This window comes from Rathayibacter sp. AY1B5 (assembly GCF_002932795.1).
In the GTDB taxonomy this organism is placed as follows: Bacteria; Actinomycetota; Actinomycetes; order Actinomycetales; family Microbacteriaceae; genus Rathayibacter.
Map to the genome: position 1 here is coordinate 359,605 of NZ_PSWM01000001.1, position 18,894 is coordinate 378,498.

An 18,894-nucleotide genomic window follows, 5' to 3' on the forward strand; every position below is an offset into this window, starting at 1 on the left:
TGTGGTCAGTGCGCCAGGAAGCCGGCGAGGGTGGAGACGGGGTCGCCGCCGGTGACGAGAGCCTCGCCCACGAGGACGACGTCCGCTCCGGAGCCGCGGTAGTGCGCGACGTCGTCGGCGGTGAGGACGGCCGACTCGGCCACCTTCACCGCGTCGTCGGGGAAGCGCTCGGAGAGGCGGCCGAAGAGGTCGCGGTCGAGCTGGAAGGTGGAGAGGTCGCGGGCGTTCACGCCGATGAGCCGTGCGCCGAGGTCCGCGGCCCGGTCGAGCTCATCGGCCGAGTGCGTCTCGACGAGCGGGGTCATCCCCAGCTCGAGGACGAGGGCGTGCAGCTCGACGAGCAGGGGCTGCTCGAGCGCGGCGACGATGAGGAGGACCAGGTCGGCTCCGGCCGCGCGGGCCTCGAGGACCTGGTACGGCTCGGCGACGAAGTCCTTGCGCAGGACGGGGATCGACACGCGCTCCCGGACCGCCTCGAGGTCCGCGAGGGATCCCTTGAAGCGGCGCTCCTCGGTGAGGACGCTGATCGCGCTCGCTCCCCCGAGCTCGTACTGCCCGGCCAGCTCGGCGGGGACGGGGATGTCGGCGAGGGCTCCGCGCGACGGGCTGGCGCGCTTGACCTCGGCGATGATCCTGACGCGCTCGGCGGGGGCCAGTGCGGCGAGGGCGTCGAGGGCGGGCGCCTGGGCGAGCGCACGGCGCTCGACGGCCTCGAGCGGAGCGCTCTCGCGGCGCCGGGCCGCGTCGGCCAGGGCGCCGGCGGTGAGGTCGGCGAGCACCTAGGCGCGCGCCTTCGGGTTCGCCTTCGCGCCGTCGACGCCGTAGCCCGCCTTGGCCATGCCCATGCCGACGAGCAGGCCCACCACGACCAGGCCGGCCGAGAGCCAGACCACCAGGGGCACGTCGAACCAGAACGCGATCGTGCCGATCGTGAATCCGACCAGCATGATGACGACGGCCGTCCACGCTGCCGGCGAGTGGCCGTGGTTGTCGTCGTCGTGCTCGGTGCTCATGGGTCTCCTCCTGGGGGTGCATCGGGACCAGAGCAGTCTAGCGTGAGGCGCCTGGGCGCCCGGCCCCGGACTCGCCCCGAGGAGCCCCCCAGGAGGCCGGGATCCCGGACCGCAGGACGCGCCCCGGCCGGTGTCAGCGGCCGGAGGTGGGGTCGCCGCCGCGGGAGAGCTCGTCCCACGAGACGACCGGATCGATGTCGCCGTCGTCCGTCTGCACGGTCGTCGCGCCGTGGCCGTAGCCGTCGGCGGGCTCGAAGCGGGACGCGCGCTTCTTCGCCGCCCCCGGCCAGCGGCGCGAGGTCGCGAGGACGCCGATCCCGAGCAGCGCCGTGAGCACGCCGCAGACCAGGGCGACGACGGGCCAGGCCGTCGCGGAGGACGAGGCCACCAGCGCCGCGACGGACTGCTCCCCCGCGATGGCGGTCGCCTCCGTGACCAGCGCGGCCCCGGCGCGCGCGGGATCGCCCAGCGCCGTCGCGGCCGCGAGCACCACCGAGGCGCCGAGGACGGCCTGGAGCAGTCCGAGCACGATCCGGAAGACGGGACCGGCGATGGCCAGGGCCGCAGCGAGGGCGAGGCCCGCGAGCGCCAGAGCGGAGAGCGCGGGCGCGGCGACGGTCCCGGCCACGTCGATCCGCTGGCCCTCCCCCTCGATCGCGGCCAGGGTCAGCGTGGACCAGGTCTGCGTGGAGGAGGTCAGCTCGAGCGCGGCGAGCAGCACGACCCCGAGGATCGCGGTGTACTTCAGCCGCCGTCCGCTCATGCTCGACCCGCCGGGCCGAGGCCGGTGAACGGGACGAGGGGATCGACGTCGAAGCAGGCGTGCTCGCCCGTGTGGCAGGCGGCGCCGATCTGCTCGACCTGCACCAGCAGGGTGTCGGCGTCGCAGTCGAGGGCGGCACCCCGCACGTACTGCGCGTGACCGGACGTGTCGCCCTTCCGCCAGTACTCCTGACGCGAGCGCGACCAGAAGGTGACGCGGCCCTCGGTGAGGGTCCGCCGGAGCGCCTCGCGGTCCATCCAGCCCATCATGAGCACCTCGCGGGTGTCGTGCTGCTGGATGATCGCGGGCAGGAGCCCGGCCGGATCGAAGGCGGCGCGGTCCAGCACGGCGTCGAGCTCGGCGGGGGTCATCGGATCTCGATCCCGGAGGCGGCGAGCGCGCGCTTGACGTCGCCGATCGTCAGCTCGCGGTTGTGGAAGACGGAGGCGGCGAGCACGGCGTCGGCTCCCGCGTCGACGGCCGGGGCGAAGTGCTCGACGGCGCCGGCGCCTCCGGACGCGATCACCGGCACGGAGCTCAGCTCGCGCATCGCGGCGATCAGCTCGAGGTCGAAGCCCTGCTTGGTGCCGTCGGCGTCGATGGAGTTGACCAGCAGCTCCCCGGCGCCGCGCTCGACGGCCTCGGCCGCCCAGGCCAGGGCGTCGAGCTCGGTCTCGCGGCGGCCGCCGTGGGTGGTGACGACGAAGCCGGACGCCGTGGCGTCGCTCCGCTTGACGTCGAGCGAGAGCACGAGCACCTGAGCGCCGAAGACGTCGGCGATCTCGCCGAGGAGCTCGGGCCGGGCGATCGCGGCCGAGTTGACGCCCACCTTGTCGGCGCCGTGCGCGAGCAGTCGCGAGACGTCCTCGGCGCTGCGCACGCCTCCGCCGACCGTGAGCGGGATGAAGACCTGCTCGGCCGTCGCCCTCACCACGTCGTAGGTGGTCGAGCGGTCGTCGACCGTGGCGGTGACGTCGAGGAAGGTCAGCTCGTCGGCGCCCTGCTCGAAGTAGAGGCGGGCGAGCTCGACGGGGTCGCCCGCGTCGCGCAGGTTCTGGAAGTTGACGCCCTTCACGACGCGGCCGGCGGCGACGTCGAGGCAGGGGATGACGCGGACGGCGAGACTCATCGGCTCCCCCTCTACAGGCGCGCGGCGTGGATGGAGGTGACCAGGATCGCGCGGGCGCCCAGGTCGTACAGGCGGTCCATCACCTGGTTCATGTCCGAGCGGGGCACCATCACGCGGACGGCGACCCACTCGGCGTCGTGCAGCGGTGACACCGTCGGCGACTCGAAGCCCGGCGCGATCGCCGTGGCGCTCTCGAGGAGCGCGACGGGGCAGTCGTAGTCGAGCAGCACGTACTCGCGGGCGACCAGCACGCCCTGCAGGCGGCGCAGCAGCACCGGGATGCCCTCGGGCTCTCCCGCGGCGGAGACGAGGACGGCGGTCGAGTCCAGGATGACCGGGCCGAAGATCTCGAGGCCGGCCTTGCGGAGCGTGGTGCCGGTCTCGACGACGTCGGCGATGACGTCGGCGACGCCGAGCTGGATCGCGGACTCGACCGCGCCGTCGAGGCGGATCAGCGTCACCTCGACGCCGTGCTCCCGGAGGAAGCGGCCCACGAGGCCCGGGTAGCTGGTCGCCACGCGGAGGCCGTCGATCTGCGCGAGCTCGTCGTAGCGGCCGGCGGGCCCGGCGAAGCGGAAGGTGGAGTTCGCGAAGCCGAGGCTCGCGATCTCGCGCGCCTCGGAGCCGGAGTCGATCAGGAGGTCGCGGCCGGTGACCCCGACGTCGAGAGCGCCGGAGCCGACGTAGGTGGCGATGTCGCGGGGGCGCAGGTAGAAGAACTCCACCCCGTTGCGCTCGTCGACGACGTGCAGCTCCTTCGGGTCGCGACGGCCGGTGTAGCCCGCTTCCGCGAGCATCTGACCGGCGGTCTCCGAGAGGGAGCCCTTGTTGGGGACGGCGACGCGCAGGAGCGCCGGGGCGGGGGTGGTGGTCACGGGACGTCCTTCATGACTCGACGGCTGTTCAGGGGGCGGCACGGCTCCTCGGGGAGCGTGCGGGCGCGACGGCGCGGAGCGGAGGCGCACCCCGGCGAGCGGGGCGGGGCTCACAGATGCCGGTAGACGTCGGCCGTCGTGAGTCCTTTGGCGAGCATGAGCACCTGGAGGTGGTAGAGCAGCTGCGAGATCTCCTCGGCGGTGCGCTCATCGCCCTCGTACTCGGCGGCCATCCACACCTCGGCGGCCTCCTCGACGATCTTCTTGCCGATGAAGTGCACGCCGGCGTCGAGCTCGCGGACGGTGCCCGAACCCTCGGGACGGGCGGCGGCCTTCTCGCCCAGCTCAGCGAAGAGGTCGTCGAAAGTTTTCACCGGGGAAGTCTATACGGCGGGCGGGCCGCAGCCGCGTGGGAGCTGCGGTGCAGGGCGGACGTGCGCGGACGTCGCTCCCCCGCGATCCGCCGGTGATGGTGCGATTCGCAGGGGACGGTGCCGTCTGCAGGAGGTCGTGCCGTCTGCAGGGGTTCGTACGGTGTGCAGGCGACCCTGCCGTCTGCAGGGGTTCGTGCCGTGTGCAGGCGACCCTGCCGTCTGCAGGGGCCGTGTGCAGGGGATTCGCGCTCTCGCGCGGCTCGCAAGCGGCAGGACCGGCGATCCGGCCCGAGGATCCTGCAGATCGCACAGAGTCCTGCAGACGGCACAGAGTCCTGCAGACGGCACGGGAGCCTGCAGATCGCACAGGGGCCTGCAGTCCGCACGACCTCCGGCCCCCGCCCCCCGGCGCCCGCGCGCCGCCTCAGTGCCGGTGCAGGTGCGCGGTCGCCGTCTCGCGCAGCGACGCGATCGCGGCCTCCGGGTCGTCCGCACCGAAGACCGCGGAGCCCGCGACGAAGGTGTCGGCCCCCGCCTCCGCTGCGATCTCGATCGTCCCGGGTGCGATCCCGCCGTCGACCTGGAGCCAGACGTCGAGCCCGGTGCGGTCCACCACGTTCCGGAGCGTGCGCAGCTTGGGCATCGTCTCCTCCATGAAGGACTGTCCCCCGAAGCCGGGCTCGACCGTCATCACGAGGACCTGGTCGAACTCGGGCAGGAGGTCGAGGTACTCGTCCACCATCGTGCCCGGCTTGAGCGCGATCCCCGCCCGCGATCCGATCTCGCGCAGGCGCCTCGCGAGGGCCACGGCGTCGCGCGCGGCCTCGGCGTGGAAGGTCACGGAGTAGGCGCCGGTCTCGGCGTAGTCGGGGGCCCAGCGGTCGGGGTCCTCGATCATCAGGTGCAGATCGAGCGGGCGGGGCGATACCTCCTGGAGGCGCTGGACCATGGTCAGCCCGAAGGTGAGGTTCGGCACGAAGTGGTTGTCCATCACGTCGACGTGCACGAGGTCGGCTCCGGCGATGCGCTGCAGCTCGGCCTCGAAGTTCACGAAGTCGGCGGAGAGGATGCTGGGGTTGATCCGTGCGGGCATGCCTCCAGCCTAGATCGGAGCGTCCTCCGCGACCGCCCGGCCGCGCGCGCTCCCGCTCCGGACGTCAGGCGTCCGGCGACGCCGACTCGAGGGGCCGGCGGCGGAGGAGCTGCACGAACATGGCGTCGGTGCCGTGCCGATGCGGCCAGAGCTGCACGTGGAGGGGCCCGTCCGGCAGCGGGAGCGGGTCCGCCGTCACCCCGCGCAGCACGGCCGGCGTGTCGACGAGCTCGAGCTCGTGCCGCTCCTGCGCCAGGGCGAGCACTCGCCGGGTCTCGCCGAGGTGCGGCGAGCAGGTCACGTAGGCCAGCAGCCCGTCGGGAGCGAGAGCCCGCACCGCGGAGTCCAGCAGCTCGCCCTGGAGGGCGGCCAGCGGCTCCACGTCGGCCGCGGACTTGCGCCAGCGCGCCTCGGGCCGCCGCCGCAGCGCGCCGAGACCGGTGCAGGGCGCGTCGAGGAGGATGCGGTCGAACGATCCCGGCTGCTCGTCGCCCAGGTCGCGCCCGTCGCCGGTGCGCACCTCGACCGACGGATCGACGGCGGCCAGCGCCTGCCGCACCAGGCCCGCGCGGCCCGGGACCACCTCGTTCGCGAGCAGAGACGCCCCTCCCGTGCGCGCCTCCGCCGCGAGCAGCGCCGCCTTGCCGCCGGGTCCCGCGCACAGGTCGAGCCAGCGCTCGCCCGGGCGGACCGGCCGTGCCCGGGAGAGTGCCAGAGCGGCGAGCTGGGAGCCCTCGTCCTGCACTCGCACGCGGCCCTCGTGCACCGCGGGGAACGACTCCGGGTCGCCGCCGGTGCTGGTCATGCCGACCGGCGAGAACCGGTCGGGCTCGGCGTCGGCGATCTCGCCGGGAGACGCCAGGCCCGGCAGAGCGACCAGGTTCACGCGCGGAGCCGCGTTGTCGGCGTCGAGCAGCGCGTCGAGCTCATCGGCCGCCCCCTCCGCCGCCAGCGCCCGTCGCAGGGCGCGCACGATCCACACGGGGTGCGAGCTCAGCGCGGCGATCCGGTCGTCCCCGGAGACCGCGGCGGCGGAGACCCGCTCCCGCCAGTCGACGGCGCTGGAGCGGGAGACCGTGCGCAGCACGGCGTTGGCGAAGGCGACCGCTCCCCGCGAGGAGCCGGCCGCGACGAGCGCGACGCTCTCGTTCACCGCGGCGTGCGGGGCCACGCGGGTCGCGAGGAGCTGGTGCACGCCCAGGCGCAGCGCATCGAGCACCGGCGCGTCGATGCTCTCGACGGACCGGCCGGCCGCGAGGGCGATCACGCGGTCGTAGTAGCCGGACATCCGCAGGGTGCCGTAGCAGAGCTCGGTGGCCAGTCCCGCGTCGGCGGGCGAGAGGCCGGCGGCGCTGATCCGCGCCGGCAGGACCAGGTTCGCATAGGCGTCCGACCCGCTCACCGCGAGCAGGACGTCGTAGGCGACCCGGCGGGCGGGAGCGGCCTCGCGCCGGGCGCTCACGCGAGCACCGTGCTCTCGCGCAGACCGCGGGCCCAGGCCGCGCCGGCCATCGGGTTCTTGCCGGCGGGCTGGACGCTGACGAGCTCGACCGCTCCGTCCGCGGTGCCGACGAGGGCGCGCCCCGAGTCGAGGCGGACGACGCCCGGAGCGAGGTCGCCCTCCGCCGCGCGGACCGCGAGCACCTTGAGGCGGGCGTCGCCCACCGCGGTCGAGGCTCCGGGCTCGGGAGTCGTTCCGCGCACGAGCGCGAGGACCCGCGCGGTGGGGAGCGTCCAGTCGATCCGGCCGTCGGCCGCGTCGAGCTTGGGAGCGGGGGTCGGCTCTCCGGCCTGCGGAGTCGCGACGGCCGTGCCCTCCTCCAGCGCGTCGACCACGCCGAGGGTGAGGCCGGCGCCGCTCCCGGCCAGCTCCGCCAGCAGCTCGCCCGCGGTGCGCTCCCCCGCGTCGACGGCGAGCTCGGCGTAGACGTCGCCCGCGTCGAGCTCGGCGACCAGCTGGAAGACGCTCGCACCGATCCGCGTGTCGCCGGCCATCAGGGCCCGCTGGACGGGGGCCGCCCCGCGCCAGCGCGGCAGCAGGGAGAAGTGCAGGTTGATCCAGCCCAGGCGCGGCACCGCCAGCAGGCGCTGCCGGACGAGGCCGCCGTAGGCCACGATCACGCCGAGATCGGGGGCGAGCCCCGCGATCCGGTCCGTCACGTCCTCGTCGAGGCGGTTCACCCGGATCACCGGGATCCCCAGCTCCTCGGCCGCGACGGCGACCGGCGAGGGGGAGAGCACGCGCTTGCGGCCCACCGGGGCGTCCTCCCGGGTGACCACGGCGGCGACCTCGTGCGCGGAGGCGGCGAGGTCGCGGAGGGTCGGGACGGCGGCGGCGGGCGTGCCGGCGAAGACGAGGCGCACGGGGGTCTCCTGGGGAGTCAGAGGATGTCGGGGTCGTCGAGACGGACCCGGAGCCGGGGGGCCGGCCGGAAGCGGCCGGGCGTGGTCGGCGGGCGACGGCGGCGCGTGGCGTTGCGGATCACGGCGGAGCGGAGGCGGGCGGCCACCTCCGCACCGCGAGCGTAGTCGAACCGCACGATCGCCCGGACGGAGCCGTCCTCGAGCCCGACCGGACCGAGCACCTCGTGCCGGTCGTCCTCGTCGAGCGCATCGAGCGCCTCCTCCACCGCGTGCGCGTCACCGCTCACCGTCGCCAGGCGCACCGCGGGCGGGAACCGCAGAGCGCGCCGCTCCTGCAGCTCGGCCCGGAGGTACTCGGCCTGCCGCCAGGTCGCCAGGGCGGTCGCGAGCCGGCCGCCGACCCCGACCAGGAGCACCGGGGCGCCCGGGCGGGCCAGCGCCGCGGCGTTCGACCAGGTGCGGAGCGCGTCGTCGGCGACCCGCAGGCTCTCGCGAGCCAGCATGCGCTCGCCGTCCAGCAGCAGGACGGCGTGGTAACCGCCGTCGGCCCGCGGCTCCGCTCCGCGCGTGGCCACGACGAGCGCGGGCTCGTCGGGGAGGGTGAGCACAGGGCGCTGCCCGTCGGCGACGATCACTTTGGCTCCCGGGAAGGCGCGCCCGAGCTCCTCCGCGGTGCGGCCGGCGCCGAGGGAGACGAGGCGCAGAGCCGTCGCCTCGCAGACGGAGCAGGTCCAGTCGGCCGCGATCAGGCCGCACCAGCCGCAGCTCGGCCGCCCGCCCTCGGAGTGCACGCCGAGCGGACCCTGGCAGCGGTTGCAGCGCGCGACGGTCCGGCAGCGGGCGCAGGCGACCACGGGCGCGTAGCCGGGGCGCGCGACCTGCACCAGCACCGGGCCGGAGTCGAGGGCCTTCCGCGCCTCCCGCCAGGCGGAGGAGGGGATGCGCGCGGCCGCGTCGTGCTCGTCGGCCGCCCACTGCTGCGCCGTCGGCACGACGTGCGGGCGGCGGCTCGGCCGCGGCTCCACCTCGGTCGCGAAGCCGATCTCGACGAGCCGCTCGACCTCGACCGTGCGCGTGTTGCCGAGCAGGACGAGGCCGGCGCCGCTCTGCTCCTGCCGCACCAGGGCGACGTCGCGGGCGTGCGCGTAGGGTGCGAGCGGCTCGGCGAAGAGTGGATCCCCGTCGTCCCAGAGCGCGATCAGGCCGACGGCGGAGGAGGGCGCGTAGAGGACGGAGCGGTTGCCGACGACGACCCGCGGCCCGGGATCGAGGCAGCGGACGAAGGCGGAGTACCGCTCGGCGCCCTTCTGCCGCGCATCGAGGCGCACCACCGCCTCCGCGGGGACGAGGGCGGCGAGTGCGAGCTCCAGCTGCTCCTGGTCGCGGTAGTCGGGGACGGCCAGGATCGCGTCGCGGCCCGCGGCGAGCGTCTCCCGGGCGAGCTCGGCGAGCGTGACGGCCCAGCCGCCGACCCAGGCGCCCGAGGCGAGCCTCACGGGAGCCGGCACGGCCCCGACCGCCAGGCGGGCCCCCTCGGCCAGCCCGGCGAAGGAGGCGTCGGGGTAGCCCGTCACGCCGCCCGCCTCGACCGCGGGCGCCGCAGGAGCGGGACCCGCGGCGAGGCGCGCCTTCTCCACGCGGACGTGGCGGCGCGGCACGGCCAGGCGCAGCACGTCGCTCGCGCCGCCGGAGGCGCGGTCGGCCACTCGGCGGGCCAGGGCCCAGACCTCCGGAGTCAGCACGACGAGCGGCGAGACCAGCTCCTCGATGCCGCTGAGCGCTCCGGCGTGCTCGGTCCCCTCCCCCGTCTCGACGACGAACGCGTCGGCGATCCGGCCCCCGGTGCGCAACGGCACGCGCACGCGCACGCCGGGGACCACCCCGCCGCGCAGCGCCTCCGGCACCGCGTAGTCCAGGAGCCGGTCGAGCTGCGGGAGGGGCGAGTCCAGGAGCACGCGCGCGACGGCTCCGCTCGTCGCCATCGCCGCCGCGTCCGCTACGAGAGGCCCGCGGCGGAGCGCAGGTCGTCGACCCGGTCGAGACGCTCCCAGGTGAAGTCGGGGAGCTCACGGCCGAAGTGGCCGTAGGCCGCGGTCTGCGCGTAGATCGGGCGGAGCAGGTCGAGCGCGTGGATGATCGCGGCCGGGCGCAGATCGAAGACCGAGCGGATCGCCTCGGTGATCGTCTCGTCGGAGACGGTGCCGGTGCCGAAGGTCTCGACGTAGAGGCCGACCGGGGCCGCCTTGCCGATGGCGTAGGCGACCTGCACCTCCAGCCGCGAGGCGAGCCCTGCGGCGACCGCGTTCTTGGCGACCCACCGCATGGCGTAGGCGGCCGAGCGGTCCACCTTCGACGGGTCCTTGCCCGAGAACGCGCCGCCGCCGTGGCGGGACGCTCCGCCGTAGGTGTCGACGATGATCTTGCGGCCGGTGAGGCCGGCGTCGCCCTGCGGGCCGCCGATCTCGAAGCGGCCGGTCGGGTTGATCAGGAGGCGCACGGCGGAGGAGTCGAGGTCGACCGTCTCGAGCACGGGGCGGATGACGTGCGCCGCGATGTCCGCGTGGATGGTCTCTGTGCTGACGTGCTCGGCGTGCTGGGTGGACAGCACGACGGTGTCGATGGTGGACGGCGTGGTGCCGTCGTAGCCGATGGTGACCTGGGTCTTGCCGTCCGGCCGGAGGTAGTCGAGCTCGCCCGACTTGCGGACGGCGGCCAGGCGCTCGGCGAGGCGGTGCGAGAGCCAGCTCGGCAGCGGCATGTACTCGGGGGTCTCGTCGGTCGCGAAGCCGAACATCAGGCCCTGGTCGCCCGCGCCCTGGCGGTCGAAGGCGTCCTCGCCCGCCTCGGAGGAGCGGACCTCGAGCGCCGTGTCGACGCCCGCCGCGATCTCGGGCGACTGCTGGCCGATCGAGACCGAGACGCCGCAGGAGCGGCCGTCGAAGCCCTTCTCCGAGGAGTCGTAGCCGATCTCGACGATCGTGTCGCGGACGATCTTGGGGATCTCGACGTAGCCGCTCGTGGAGACCTCGCCCGCGACGTGCACGAGCCCCGTCGTGACCAGCGTCTCGACGGCGACCCGGCTGTGCGGGTCCTCGCGGAGCAGGGCGTCGAGGATGCGGTCCGAGATCTGATCGCAGATCTTGTCCGGGTGGCCCTCGGTGACGGACTCGGAGGTGAACAGGCGGAGGGGACCGGAGGTCATGCTTCTCTTCTCGTCCCGGCTCGTGCGCACCGGGGTCGTTCGTACCGGGAGTGGCCTGGCGGGCGCGATGCCGGGCGGCAGGCGATCGGCGCCTGGGCGGGCGGACCGGCGGGGCTAGCGCACGACCGCGTCGAGGACGCGATCGGCCACCTCCGCCTTGCTGCCCGAGGCCTCGCCAACTATAACGCCGGCCCGATCGAGGACCACGACGGCGTTGCTGTCGCTCTGGAAACCCTCGGCCCAGCCCACCCTGTTGAGGACGAGCAGGTCGCAGCCCTTGCGGACGATCTTGGCGCGGCCGAGGGCGAGCATCGCGTCCCGGTCCGGCTCGGTCTCCGCGGCGAAGCCGACGACGATCTGCCCCTCCCGCCGGGAGGCGGAGATCTCGGCGAGGACGTCCGGGTTCTTGACGAGCTCGAGGACGAGCCGGTCGCCCTGCTGCTCCTTCTTGATCTTCGCCTCGGCGACCGCGGCGGGCCGGTAGTCGGCGACGGCCGCGGCCATGATCACGACGTCCGCGCCGGGGGCCGCGGCGAGGGCGGCCTCGCGCAGCTCGAGCGCAGTGCCCACCGGGAGGACCGTGACGCCCTCCGGCGCCGGCACGTCGAGGTTCGCGGCGAGGAGGGTGACCTCCGCGCCCCGGGCCGCAGCGGCCAGCGCGAGCGCGACGCCCTGCCTGCCGCTGGAGCGGTTGCCGACGAAGCGCACCGGGTCGAGGGGCTCGCGGGTGCCGCCGGCGGTCACGAGGACGCGCACGCCCGCGAGGTCGCTGCGGGCGGAGGCGGAGCGGGCGTGGACGGCGAGGGCCTCCGCGACGATCGTCTCGGGCTCCTCCATGCGGCCCGGGCCCGAGTCGGCGCCGGTGAGGCGCCCGACCGCGGGGCCGACGACGTGCACGCCGCGGGAGCGGAGCACCGCCATGTTCGCGACGGTGGCGGCGTTCGCCCACATCTCGGTGTGCATCGCGGGGGCGACCACGAGCGGGGCCGTGCTCGCCAGCACCGTGTTGCCGAGCAGGTCGTCGGCGAGACCGGCGGCGAGCTTCGCGAGCGTGTGCGCCGTGGCGGGCGCGATCACGATGAGGTCGGCGGCCTGGCCGATGGCCACGTGCCGGACCTCGGCGACGCCCTCGTAGAGCTCGGTGTGGACCGGGTTCCGCGAGATGGCCTCGAGGGTGGGCTTCCCGACGAAGCGCAGCGCGGCCTCGGTCGCGACGACGTGCACGTCGTGCTCCGCGAGGACCAGCGCGCGGACGACTCCGACGGCCTTGTACGCGGCGATGCCGCCGGTGATGCCGACGACGACGTTGAGCCGTCGGCCGGCCTCGAGAGAGGAGCCCACCCGGAGGGGACTACTCGGCGAGGGGCTTGGCGACGAGCTTGTCCTCGTTGATCTCGTGCAGTGCGACCGAGAGGGGCTTGTCGTCGATGGTGGAATCGACCAGCGGGCCGACGTTGTCGAACAGGCTGCCCTCGTGGAGATCGGCGTAGTAATCGTTGATCTGGCGGGCGCGCTTGGAGGCGAAGATCACCAGCGCGTACTTCGAGTCGACCTTCGAGAGGAGCTCGTCGATGGGCGGGTCGATGATGCCGAGGTTGTTGGCCATGGGTGTCTCCTTGCAGGCGCATCAGCGCCGATCTGCGGCTCCGGAGCAACACGGCGCGCGGGCCCCGAGGGGCGTGAGCCCGGTGGGACCCGGGGCGTCGGCCCGGAGGTGGTCGGTGGCCCGGTGTCAGCGGCCCGGGTCAGCGGGCGCGCCGTCGGCACGAGGCGACATCAATTCTACGACCTCGCGGGCCGCTTCGGGCACGGTGCTGTTGACGACGGCGAAATCGAACTCGTCCTGCGCGGCCAGCTCCACCCTCGCGGTGGCCAGGCGGCGCTCCTGCTCCTCCGCGCTCTCGGTGCCGCGGCCGACCAGCCGACGGACCAGCTCGTCCCAGCTCGGCGGCAGGAGGAAGACCAGGCGGGCGTCCGGCATCCGCTCGCGCACCTGGCGCGCGCCCTGGATGTCGATCTCGAGCATCACCTGGCGGCCCTGCTCCAGCGCGGCGTCGATGGGACCGCGGGGCGTGCCGTAGCGGTGCGCGTTGTGGACGACGGCGTACTCGAGGAACTCCCCCGCCGCGACCATCCGGTCGAACTCGGCGTCGTCGACGAAGTAGTAGCTGACGCCGTCCACCTCGCCCGGACGCGGGGCCCGGGTGGTGGCCGAGACCGAGAGCAGGACGTCCGGGTAGTTCTCGCGGATGTAGGTGGACACGGTGCCCTTGCCGACCGCGGTCGGACCGGCGAGGACGAGCAGGCGGTTGCGGCCGGGGCGGCGCTGCCGCGACTCCCGCTCCTCCAGGAACGACGCCAGGCCCTCGACCTGGCGCCGGCCGAGCCCGCCGAGGCGCTTCGACTCGGCGATCCGCAGCTGGTCCATCACCCGGGGGGTCTTCACCACGCCGAGCGCGGGCACGGCGCGGAGCAGCTCGCTGACGCGCATCCGCCCCTCGACTCCGAGCGGCTCGGCCTGGGCCGCCGCGAGCACGGCGGTCGCGGGGCGGCGTCCGGCGGCGACGGCCTTCTTCACGGCGGCGCGGGCACGGCGCGCCGCGATCGCGGCCTCGGAGGCGGCTCGCCGGTCGACCTCGGGCGGCGAGGGACGGCGCACGGCCTCCGGGCGCGACGAGGCGCCGGGATCGGGGCTGACGGTTTCAGCGGACAAGGGTCTCCTGGATGTCGGTCGCGCGGCGGGTGATCTCGGCCGCGATCCCCGAGGGGCCGGCGCCGAGCACGCTGCGCGACTCGCTGACGATGGTGGCGGCGCTCAGCGCGCCGAACAGCTGCTGAGCGTCCGCGACGGCCGCGCCCTGGTGGCCGAAGCCGGGCGCGAGCACCGGGAGTGCGGGGTGCAGCGGCTCGTCGATGCCGATGCCGAAGTCGCCCAGGGCGACCGTGGCGCCGAGCACCACGCCGACCGATCCGATCGACGCGCGAGCGTGAGCGTCGTTCCAGGATGCCACGTCCGCCACGACCGCGCGTGCCACGGTGGAACCCGCCCGGCCGCCGTCCTGCACGAGTGCGCGCTGCACGGGGCGGGCCTCGGGGTTGGAGGTGGCCGCGAGGACGAACACGCCCTTGCCCGCCTCCTCGGCGAGGCTCAGCATCCCCTCGAGGGAGCCGAGCCCCTGGTAGGCCGCTGCGGTCATGGCGTCCGCCTCGAGCGGCGAGCCCGGCCGGAGCCACGCCTCGGCGTAGGCGGTGACGCTGGTGCCGATGTCGCCGCGCTTGACGTCGGCGATCACCAGCAGTCCGGCCTCGCGGGCGTCGGCGAGCACGCGCTCGAGCGCGACGTAGCCCGCCGAGCCGTGCCGCTCGAAGAACGCGATCTGCGGCTTCACGACGCCCACGCGGCCGGCCGCCGCCTCGACGACCGTGCGGCCGAAGCTCTCGAGCCCGGCCGCGTCGTCGGCGAGGCCCCACGCGTCGAGCAGGTACGCGTGCGGGTCTATCCCGACGCAGAGCCGGCCGTGCGCGGCGAACGCCGCCTCGAGGCGCGAGCCGAAGGAGGCGGTGCCCGCCGCGCCGCCGCTCACGCGGTGCGCTCCGCGCGGCGCAGGGCGTAGTCCTGCAGGCTCGTCACCTCGAACGGCTCGTTCGCCGCGTCGAGCGAGGCGACCGCGGCGGCGAGCTGAGCGATCGTGGTGAACAGCGGCTTGTCCGCGGCGACCGCGGCGGCGCGGATCTCGTAGCCGTCGGCGCGGGTCGCTCCTCCGCTGGGCGTGTTGATCACCACGTCGACCTCGTCGCGGGCGATCAGCTCGACGATCGAGGGCGCGTCGCCCTCGGCGGCCTCGCTGTACTTGCGGACCACGCGGGCCTGGATGCCGTTGCGGTTCAGCACCTCGGCCGTGCCCTCGGTCGCGAGGATGTCGAAGCCGAGCTGGCGCAGGCGCAGCGCGGGCAGGACGATCGAGCGCTTGTCGCGGTCGGCGACCGAGATGAAGACGGTCCCACCGGTCGGCATGCCGCCGTACGCGGCGTCCTGGCTCTTCGCGAAGGCGCGCGGGAAGTCGCGGTCGATCCCCATGACCTCGCCGGTGGAGCGCATCTCGGGCCCGAGCAGCGAGTCGACGATCTGGCCCTCCTTGGTGCGGAAGCGCTTGAACGGCAGGACCGCCTCCTTCACCGCGATGGGAGAGTCCATCGGGACGTCGGAGCCGTCGCGCTCGGGGAGCAGGCCCTCGGCCTTGAGTGCGGCGATGGTCTCGCCGACCATCAGGCGCGAGGCGGCCTTCGCGAGCGGGATCCCCAGCGCCTTCGACACGAACGGCACGGTGCGCGAGGCCCGGGGGTTCGCCTCGAGCACGTAGAGCACGCCCTGGCCGATCGCGAACTGCACGTTGAGCAGTCCCCGGACGCCGACGCCCTGCGCGATCGCGAGGGTCGCCTCCCGCACCTGGTCGATCTGGCGGCGACCCAGCGTCACCGGCGGGAGCGTGCAGGCCGAGTCGCCGGAGTGGATGCCGGCCTCCTCGATGTGCTCCATCACGCCGCCGATGTAGAGCTGCTCACCGTCGAAGAGCGCGTCGACGTCGATCTCGATCGCGTCGTCGAGGAAGCGGTCCACCAGCAGCGGGTGCGCCTCGTCGATGATCCCCTCGCCGGCCATCCGCTCGAAGTAGTCCTCGAGCTGGGGAGTGCCGTAGACGATCTCCATCCCGCGCCCGCCGAGGACGAACGACGGACGGACGAGGACCGGGTAGCCGATCTCCACCGCGACCTCGCGGGCGCCGTCGAGGTCGGTGGCCGTGCCGTTGCGCGGAGCGAGCAGCCCCGCCTCGTCGAGGATGCGCGAGAAGGCGCCGCGCTCCTCCGCGAGGTCGATGTTCGCGGGGGTCGTGCCGAGGATGGGCACGCCGGCCGCCTCCAGGCCCGCGGCGAGCCCGAGCGCGGTCTGGCCGCCCAGCTGCACGACGACGCCCACGAGCTCGCCGGACTGCGACTCGGCGTGGATGACCTCGAGCACGTCCTCGAGCGTCAGCGGCTCGAAGTAGAGGCGGTCCGAGGTGTCGTAGTCGGTCGAGACCGTCTCGGGGTTGCAGTTGATCATGATGGTCTCGAAGCCCGCGTCCGAGAGCGCGAACGAGGCGTGCACACAGGAGTAGTCGAACTCGACGCCCTGGCCGATGCGGTTGGGGCCGGAGCCGAGGATGACGACCTTGCGGCGGTCCGCGGCGACGACCTCCGTCTCCTCGTCGTAGGAGGAGTAGTGGTACGGAGTGAGCGCGGGGAACTCGCCCGCGCAGGTGTCGACGGTCTTGTAGACCGGGCGCACGTCGAGCGCGTGGCGGGTGCGGCGGACCTCCGCCTCGTCGAGCCCGCGGAGCTCGGCGATCTGAGCGTCCGAGAAGCCGTGGTCCTTCGCCAGGCGGAGGAGCCCGGCGTCGAGACCGTCGTGCTCGCGCACCAGGTCGGCGATCTCGTTGATCAGCACGATCTGGTCGAGGAACCAGGGGTCGATCTTCGTGGACTCGAACGCCTGCTCGACGGTCGCGCCCAGCCGCAGCGCCTGCTGCACCGTCACGATGCGGCCGTCGGTCGGGGTCTTCGCGATCTCGAGGAGCTCCTCCACCGACCGCTCCTGCGCACCCCAGTGGAACGACGACCCGCGCTTCTCGAGCGACCGCAGCGCCTTCTGCAGCGCCTGCGCGTAGTTGCGGCCGATGGCCATCGCCTCGCCCACCGACTTCATGGTGGTGGTCAGCGTCTTGTCGGCGGCGGGGAACTTCTCGAACGCGAACCGCGGGACCTTCACGACGACGTAGTCCAGCGTCGGCTCGAAGCTCGCCGGGGTCACCTTGGTGATGTCGTTCGGGATCTCGTCGAGGCGGTAGCCGATGGCGAGCTTCGCGGCGATCTTGGCGATCGGGAAGCCGGTCGCCTTGGAGGCGAGGGCGGAGGAGCGGGAGACGCGCGGGTTCATCTCGATCACGATGATCCGGCCGTCCGCCGGGTCGATCGCGAACTGGATGTTGCAGCCGCCGGTGTCCACGCCCACGTCGCGGATGATCCGGATGCCGATGTCGCGCAGCTTCTGGTACTCGCGGTCGGTGAGGGTCAGCGCCGGTGCGACGGTGATCGAGTCGCCCGTGTGCACGCCGACGGGGTCGACGTTCTCGATCGAGCAGACGACGACCGTGTTGTCGGCCGTGTCGCGCATCAGCTCGAGCTCGTACTCCTTCCAGCCGAGGATCGACTCCTCCAGGAGCACCTCGGTGGTGGGGCTCTGGTGCAGGCCGTCGCCGACCATCCGCACCAGCTCCTCGCGGGTGTAGGCGAAGCCGGAGCCGAGGCCGCCCATGGTGAACGACGGGCGGATGACGAGGGGGTAGCCCAGGTCCTCGGCGTACTCGATCGCCTCGTCGACGGTGTGCGCGATGTAGGACTTCGCGACGTCGGCGCCCGCGTCCAGCACCAGCTGCTTGAAGATCTGGCGGTCCTCGCCGCGGTTGATCGCCTCGAAGCTCGCGCCGATGAGCTCGACGCCGTACTTCTCGAGGATCCCGAGGTCGTGCAGCTGGATGGCCGCGTTGAGGGCCGTCTGCCCGCCGAGGGTCGGCAGGATCGCGTCCGGCTTCTCCTTGGCGATGATCGCCTCGATCGCCTTGGGCGTGATCGGCTCGACGTAGGTGGCGTCGGCGAAGTCGGGGTCGGTCATGATCGTCGCCGGGTTGGAGTTGACGAGGATGACGCGCACCCCCTCGGCGCGGAGCACTCGGCACGCCTGGGTGCCGGAGTAGTCGAACTCGACGGCCTGTCCGATGACGATCGGGCCGGAGCCGATGACCAGGACGCTCTGGATGTCTTCCCTGCGCGGCATTACTTCTGCTCTCCGATGCTGCTGGTCGTGGGGATGTCGGTGGGCTCCGAGGCCGGGCGCCCGGCCGTGCGCTGCACGACCATCTCGCGGAAGCGGTCGAAGAGGTGGTTGGAGTCGTGCGGGCCGGCCGCCGCCTCCGGGTGGTACTGCACCGAGAAGGCGGGGATGTCGAGGCAGCGCAGGCCCTCCACGACCGAGTCGTTGAGGGAGTAGTGGCTGACTTCGACGCGCCCGAAGCCCTCGGGCGAGTCCAGCTCGCCCTCGATCGGCGCGTCCACGGCGAACCCGTGGTTCTGCGAGGTGATCTCCACGCGGCCGGTGAGCTTGTCGAGCACCGGCTGGTTGATCCCGCGGTGCCCGAACGGGAGCTTGTAGGTGCCGAAGCCGAGCGCGCGCCCCAGCAGCTGGTTGCCGAAGCAGATGCCGAAGAACGGCAGGTCGGCGCGCAGGGTGGTGCGCAGAAGCTCGACGTGGCGGTCCGAGGCCTCGGGGTCGCCGGGGCCGTTGGAGAAGAAGAGCGCGGACGGGTCGAGCGCGAGCACCTGCTCGGCGGTCACCGACTCGGGCAGCACGTGCACGTCGAAGCCGCGCTCCGCGAGGTAGGTGACCGTCGAGGTCTTCACGCCCAGGTCGATCACCGCGACCGAGCCGACGCGCTCGCCGCGGGCGGGGACCGTGTACTGCTCGTCGGTCGAGACCGAGGAGGAGAGGTTGAGCCCCTGCATCTGCCGGCCGCCGAGGACCAGCGCGAGCTGCTCCTCCTCGGGGAGGGCGAGGTCCTCGCCGGAGAACACGCCGGCGCGCATCGAGCCGGCCGAGCGGATGTGGCGGGTGATCGCGCGGGTGTCGACGCCGGAGATCCCGACGATGCCGTCGGACTCCAGGTCGTCGCCGAGGGAGCGCTGCGCGCGGAAGTTGGAGACGACGCGGGAGGGGTCGCGGACGACGTAGCCGGCGACCCAGATGCGGCGCGACTCCATGTCCTCGTCGTTGGTCCCGGTGTTGCCGATGTGGGGCGCGGTCTGCACGACGATCTGGCCGGCGTAGCTCGGGTCGGTCAGCGTCTCCTGGTAGCCGGTCATGCCGGTGGCGAAGACGATCTCGCCCAGGGTGCGGCCTCGGGCGCCGTAGGCCTGTCCCCGGAATCGTCGTCCGTCCTCGAGGACGAGGACGGCGGTGGGTTCGGTGCTGAGGCGTGTCGTTGGCACGG

18 protein-coding genes are annotated in these 18,894 nt (G+C 73.7%); all 18 read right to left on the reverse strand.

Going from position 1 to position 18,894, the window contains the following annotated elements:
- Positions 1 to 5: 5 nt before the first annotated feature.
- Positions 6 to 779: an indole-3-glycerol phosphate synthase TrpC gene (trpC, locus tag C5D44_RS01630; RefSeq protein ID WP_104275569.1), complete on the reverse strand. Its 774-nt coding sequence runs from the start codon at positions 777 to 779 to the stop codon at positions 6 to 8.
- The gene (locus C5D44_RS01635) at positions 780 to 1,013 is read right to left on the reverse strand and encodes a DUF6704 family protein (RefSeq protein WP_104275568.1); all 234 of its coding nucleotides are present in this window, start codon (positions 1,011 to 1,013) and stop codon (positions 780 to 782) included.
- Between the two features lie 133 nt (positions 1,014 to 1,146).
- Entirely contained in the window at positions 1,147 to 1,776 is a 630-nt protein-coding gene (locus tag C5D44_RS01640) for a Trp biosynthesis-associated membrane protein (RefSeq protein ID WP_104280639.1), read from the reverse strand.
- Positions 1,773 to 2,147, reverse strand: a complete 375-nt coding sequence (gene hisI, locus C5D44_RS01645) for a phosphoribosyl-AMP cyclohydrolase (RefSeq protein ID WP_104280640.1) — start codon at positions 2,145 to 2,147, stop codon at positions 1,773 to 1,775. Before hisI ends, C5D44_RS01640 begins: the two co-directional genes overlap by 4 nt.
- Positions 2,144 to 2,905: an imidazole glycerol phosphate synthase subunit HisF gene (hisF, locus tag C5D44_RS01650; RefSeq protein ID WP_104221853.1), complete on the reverse strand. Its 762-nt coding sequence runs from the start codon at positions 2,903 to 2,905 to the stop codon at positions 2,144 to 2,146. Before hisF ends, hisI begins: the two co-directional genes overlap by 4 nt.
- An 11-nt stretch (positions 2,906 to 2,916) precedes the next feature.
- Entirely contained in the window at positions 2,917 to 3,780 is an 864-nt protein-coding gene (hisG, locus tag C5D44_RS01655; RefSeq protein ID WP_104221851.1) for an ATP phosphoribosyltransferase, read from the reverse strand.
- 110 nt (positions 3,781 to 3,890) lie between these two features.
- A complete protein-coding gene (locus C5D44_RS01660; protein ID WP_055791842.1) occupies positions 3,891 to 4,154 on the reverse strand; it encodes a phosphoribosyl-ATP diphosphatase in 264 nt (87 codons plus the stop codon).
- A gap of 424 nt (positions 4,155 to 4,578) precedes the next feature.
- Positions 4,579 to 5,247 (reverse strand): ribulose-phosphate 3-epimerase, encoded by a 669-nt coding sequence (rpe, locus tag C5D44_RS01665; protein ID WP_104277692.1) that lies wholly within the window; start codon positions 5,245 to 5,247, stop codon positions 4,579 to 4,581.
- A 64-nt stretch (positions 5,248 to 5,311) separates the two neighbouring features.
- A complete protein-coding gene (locus C5D44_RS01670) occupies positions 5,312 to 6,709 on the reverse strand; it encodes an RsmB/NOP family class I SAM-dependent RNA methyltransferase (protein ID WP_258067840.1) in 1,398 nt (465 codons plus the stop codon).
- Positions 6,706 to 7,611, reverse strand: coding sequence for a methionyl-tRNA formyltransferase (locus C5D44_RS18370; protein WP_104280642.1), 906 nt, complete (start codon positions 7,609 to 7,611; stop codon positions 6,706 to 6,708). The genes C5D44_RS01670 and C5D44_RS18370 overlap by 4 nt, the downstream gene beginning before the upstream one ends.
- A 17-nt stretch (positions 7,612 to 7,628) precedes the next feature.
- On the reverse strand, positions 7,629 to 9,593 hold the full coding sequence (locus tag C5D44_RS01680) for a hypothetical protein (protein WP_104280643.1): 1,965 nt from the start codon (positions 9,591 to 9,593) through the stop codon (positions 7,629 to 7,631).
- Positions 9,594 to 9,607: 14 nt separating this feature from the next.
- Positions 9,608 to 10,813: a methionine adenosyltransferase gene (gene metK, locus C5D44_RS01685; protein WP_104221839.1), complete on the reverse strand. Its 1,206-nt coding sequence runs from the start codon at positions 10,811 to 10,813 to the stop codon at positions 9,608 to 9,610.
- Between the two features lie 114 nt (positions 10,814 to 10,927).
- Positions 10,928 to 12,154 (reverse strand): bifunctional phosphopantothenoylcysteine decarboxylase/phosphopantothenate--cysteine ligase CoaBC, encoded by a 1,227-nt coding sequence (gene coaBC / locus C5D44_RS01690; protein ID WP_104280644.1) that lies wholly within the window; start codon positions 12,152 to 12,154, stop codon positions 10,928 to 10,930.
- Between the two features lie 10 nt (positions 12,155 to 12,164).
- On the reverse strand, positions 12,165 to 12,419 hold the full coding sequence (rpoZ, locus tag C5D44_RS01695; RefSeq protein WP_104221835.1) for a DNA-directed RNA polymerase subunit omega: 255 nt from the start codon (positions 12,417 to 12,419) through the stop codon (positions 12,165 to 12,167).
- Between the two features lie 126 nt (positions 12,420 to 12,545).
- Positions 12,546 to 13,472, reverse strand: a complete 927-nt coding sequence (gene gmk, locus C5D44_RS01700) for a guanylate kinase (RefSeq protein ID WP_104277687.1) — start codon at positions 13,470 to 13,472, stop codon at positions 12,546 to 12,548.
- Positions 13,473 to 13,515: 43 nt separating this feature from the next.
- Complete coding sequence (pyrF, locus tag C5D44_RS01705; protein ID WP_104280645.1) at positions 13,516 to 14,397, reverse strand: orotidine-5'-phosphate decarboxylase; 882 nt, start codon at positions 14,395 to 14,397, stop codon at positions 13,516 to 13,518.
- Complete coding sequence (carB, locus tag C5D44_RS01710) at positions 14,394 to 17,684, reverse strand: carbamoyl-phosphate synthase large subunit (RefSeq protein ID WP_104277685.1); 3,291 nt, start codon at positions 17,682 to 17,684, stop codon at positions 14,394 to 14,396. The genes pyrF and carB overlap by 4 nt, the downstream gene beginning before the upstream one ends.
- A complete protein-coding gene (gene carA / locus C5D44_RS01715; RefSeq protein WP_104280646.1) occupies positions 17,684 to 18,892 on the reverse strand; it encodes a glutamine-hydrolyzing carbamoyl-phosphate synthase small subunit in 1,209 nt (402 codons plus the stop codon). Before carA ends, carB begins: the two co-directional genes overlap by 1 nt.
- Positions 18,893 to 18,894 lie beyond the last annotated feature (2 nt).

Bases quoted from the DNA above. Each gene is read 5' to 3' on its own strand.
- C5D44_RS01635 (WP_104275568.1), bottom strand. From the start codon at position 1,013: ATGAGCACCGAGCACGACGACGACAACCACGGCCACTCGCCGGCAGCG.
- C5D44_RS01640 (WP_104280639.1), bottom strand. From the start codon at position 1,776: ATGAGCGGACGGCGGCTGAAGTACACCGCGATCCTCGGGGTCGTGCTG.
- hisI (WP_104280640.1), bottom strand. From the start codon at position 2,147: ATGACCCCCGCCGAGCTCGACGCCGTGCTGGACCGCGCCGCCTTCGAT.
- hisF (WP_104221853.1), bottom strand. From the start codon at position 2,905: ATGAGTCTCGCCGTCCGCGTCATCCCCTGCCTCGACGTCGCCGCCGGC.
- rpe (WP_104277692.1), bottom strand. From the start codon at position 5,247: ATGCCCGCACGGATCAACCCCAGCATCCTCTCCGCCGACTTCGTGAAC.
- C5D44_RS01680 (WP_104280643.1), bottom strand. From the start codon at position 9,593: ATGGCGACGAGCGGAGCCGTCGCGCGCGTGCTCCTGGACTCGCCCCTC.
- metK (WP_104221839.1), bottom strand. From the start codon at position 10,813: ATGACCTCCGGTCCCCTCCGCCTGTTCACCTCCGAGTCCGTCACCGAG.
- rpoZ (WP_104221835.1), bottom strand. From the start codon at position 12,419: ATGGCCAACAACCTCGGCATCATCGACCCGCCCATCGACGAGCTCCTC.
- carB (WP_104277685.1), bottom strand. From the start codon at position 17,684: ATGCCGCGCAGGGAAGACATCCAGAGCGTCCTGGTCATCGGCTCCGGC.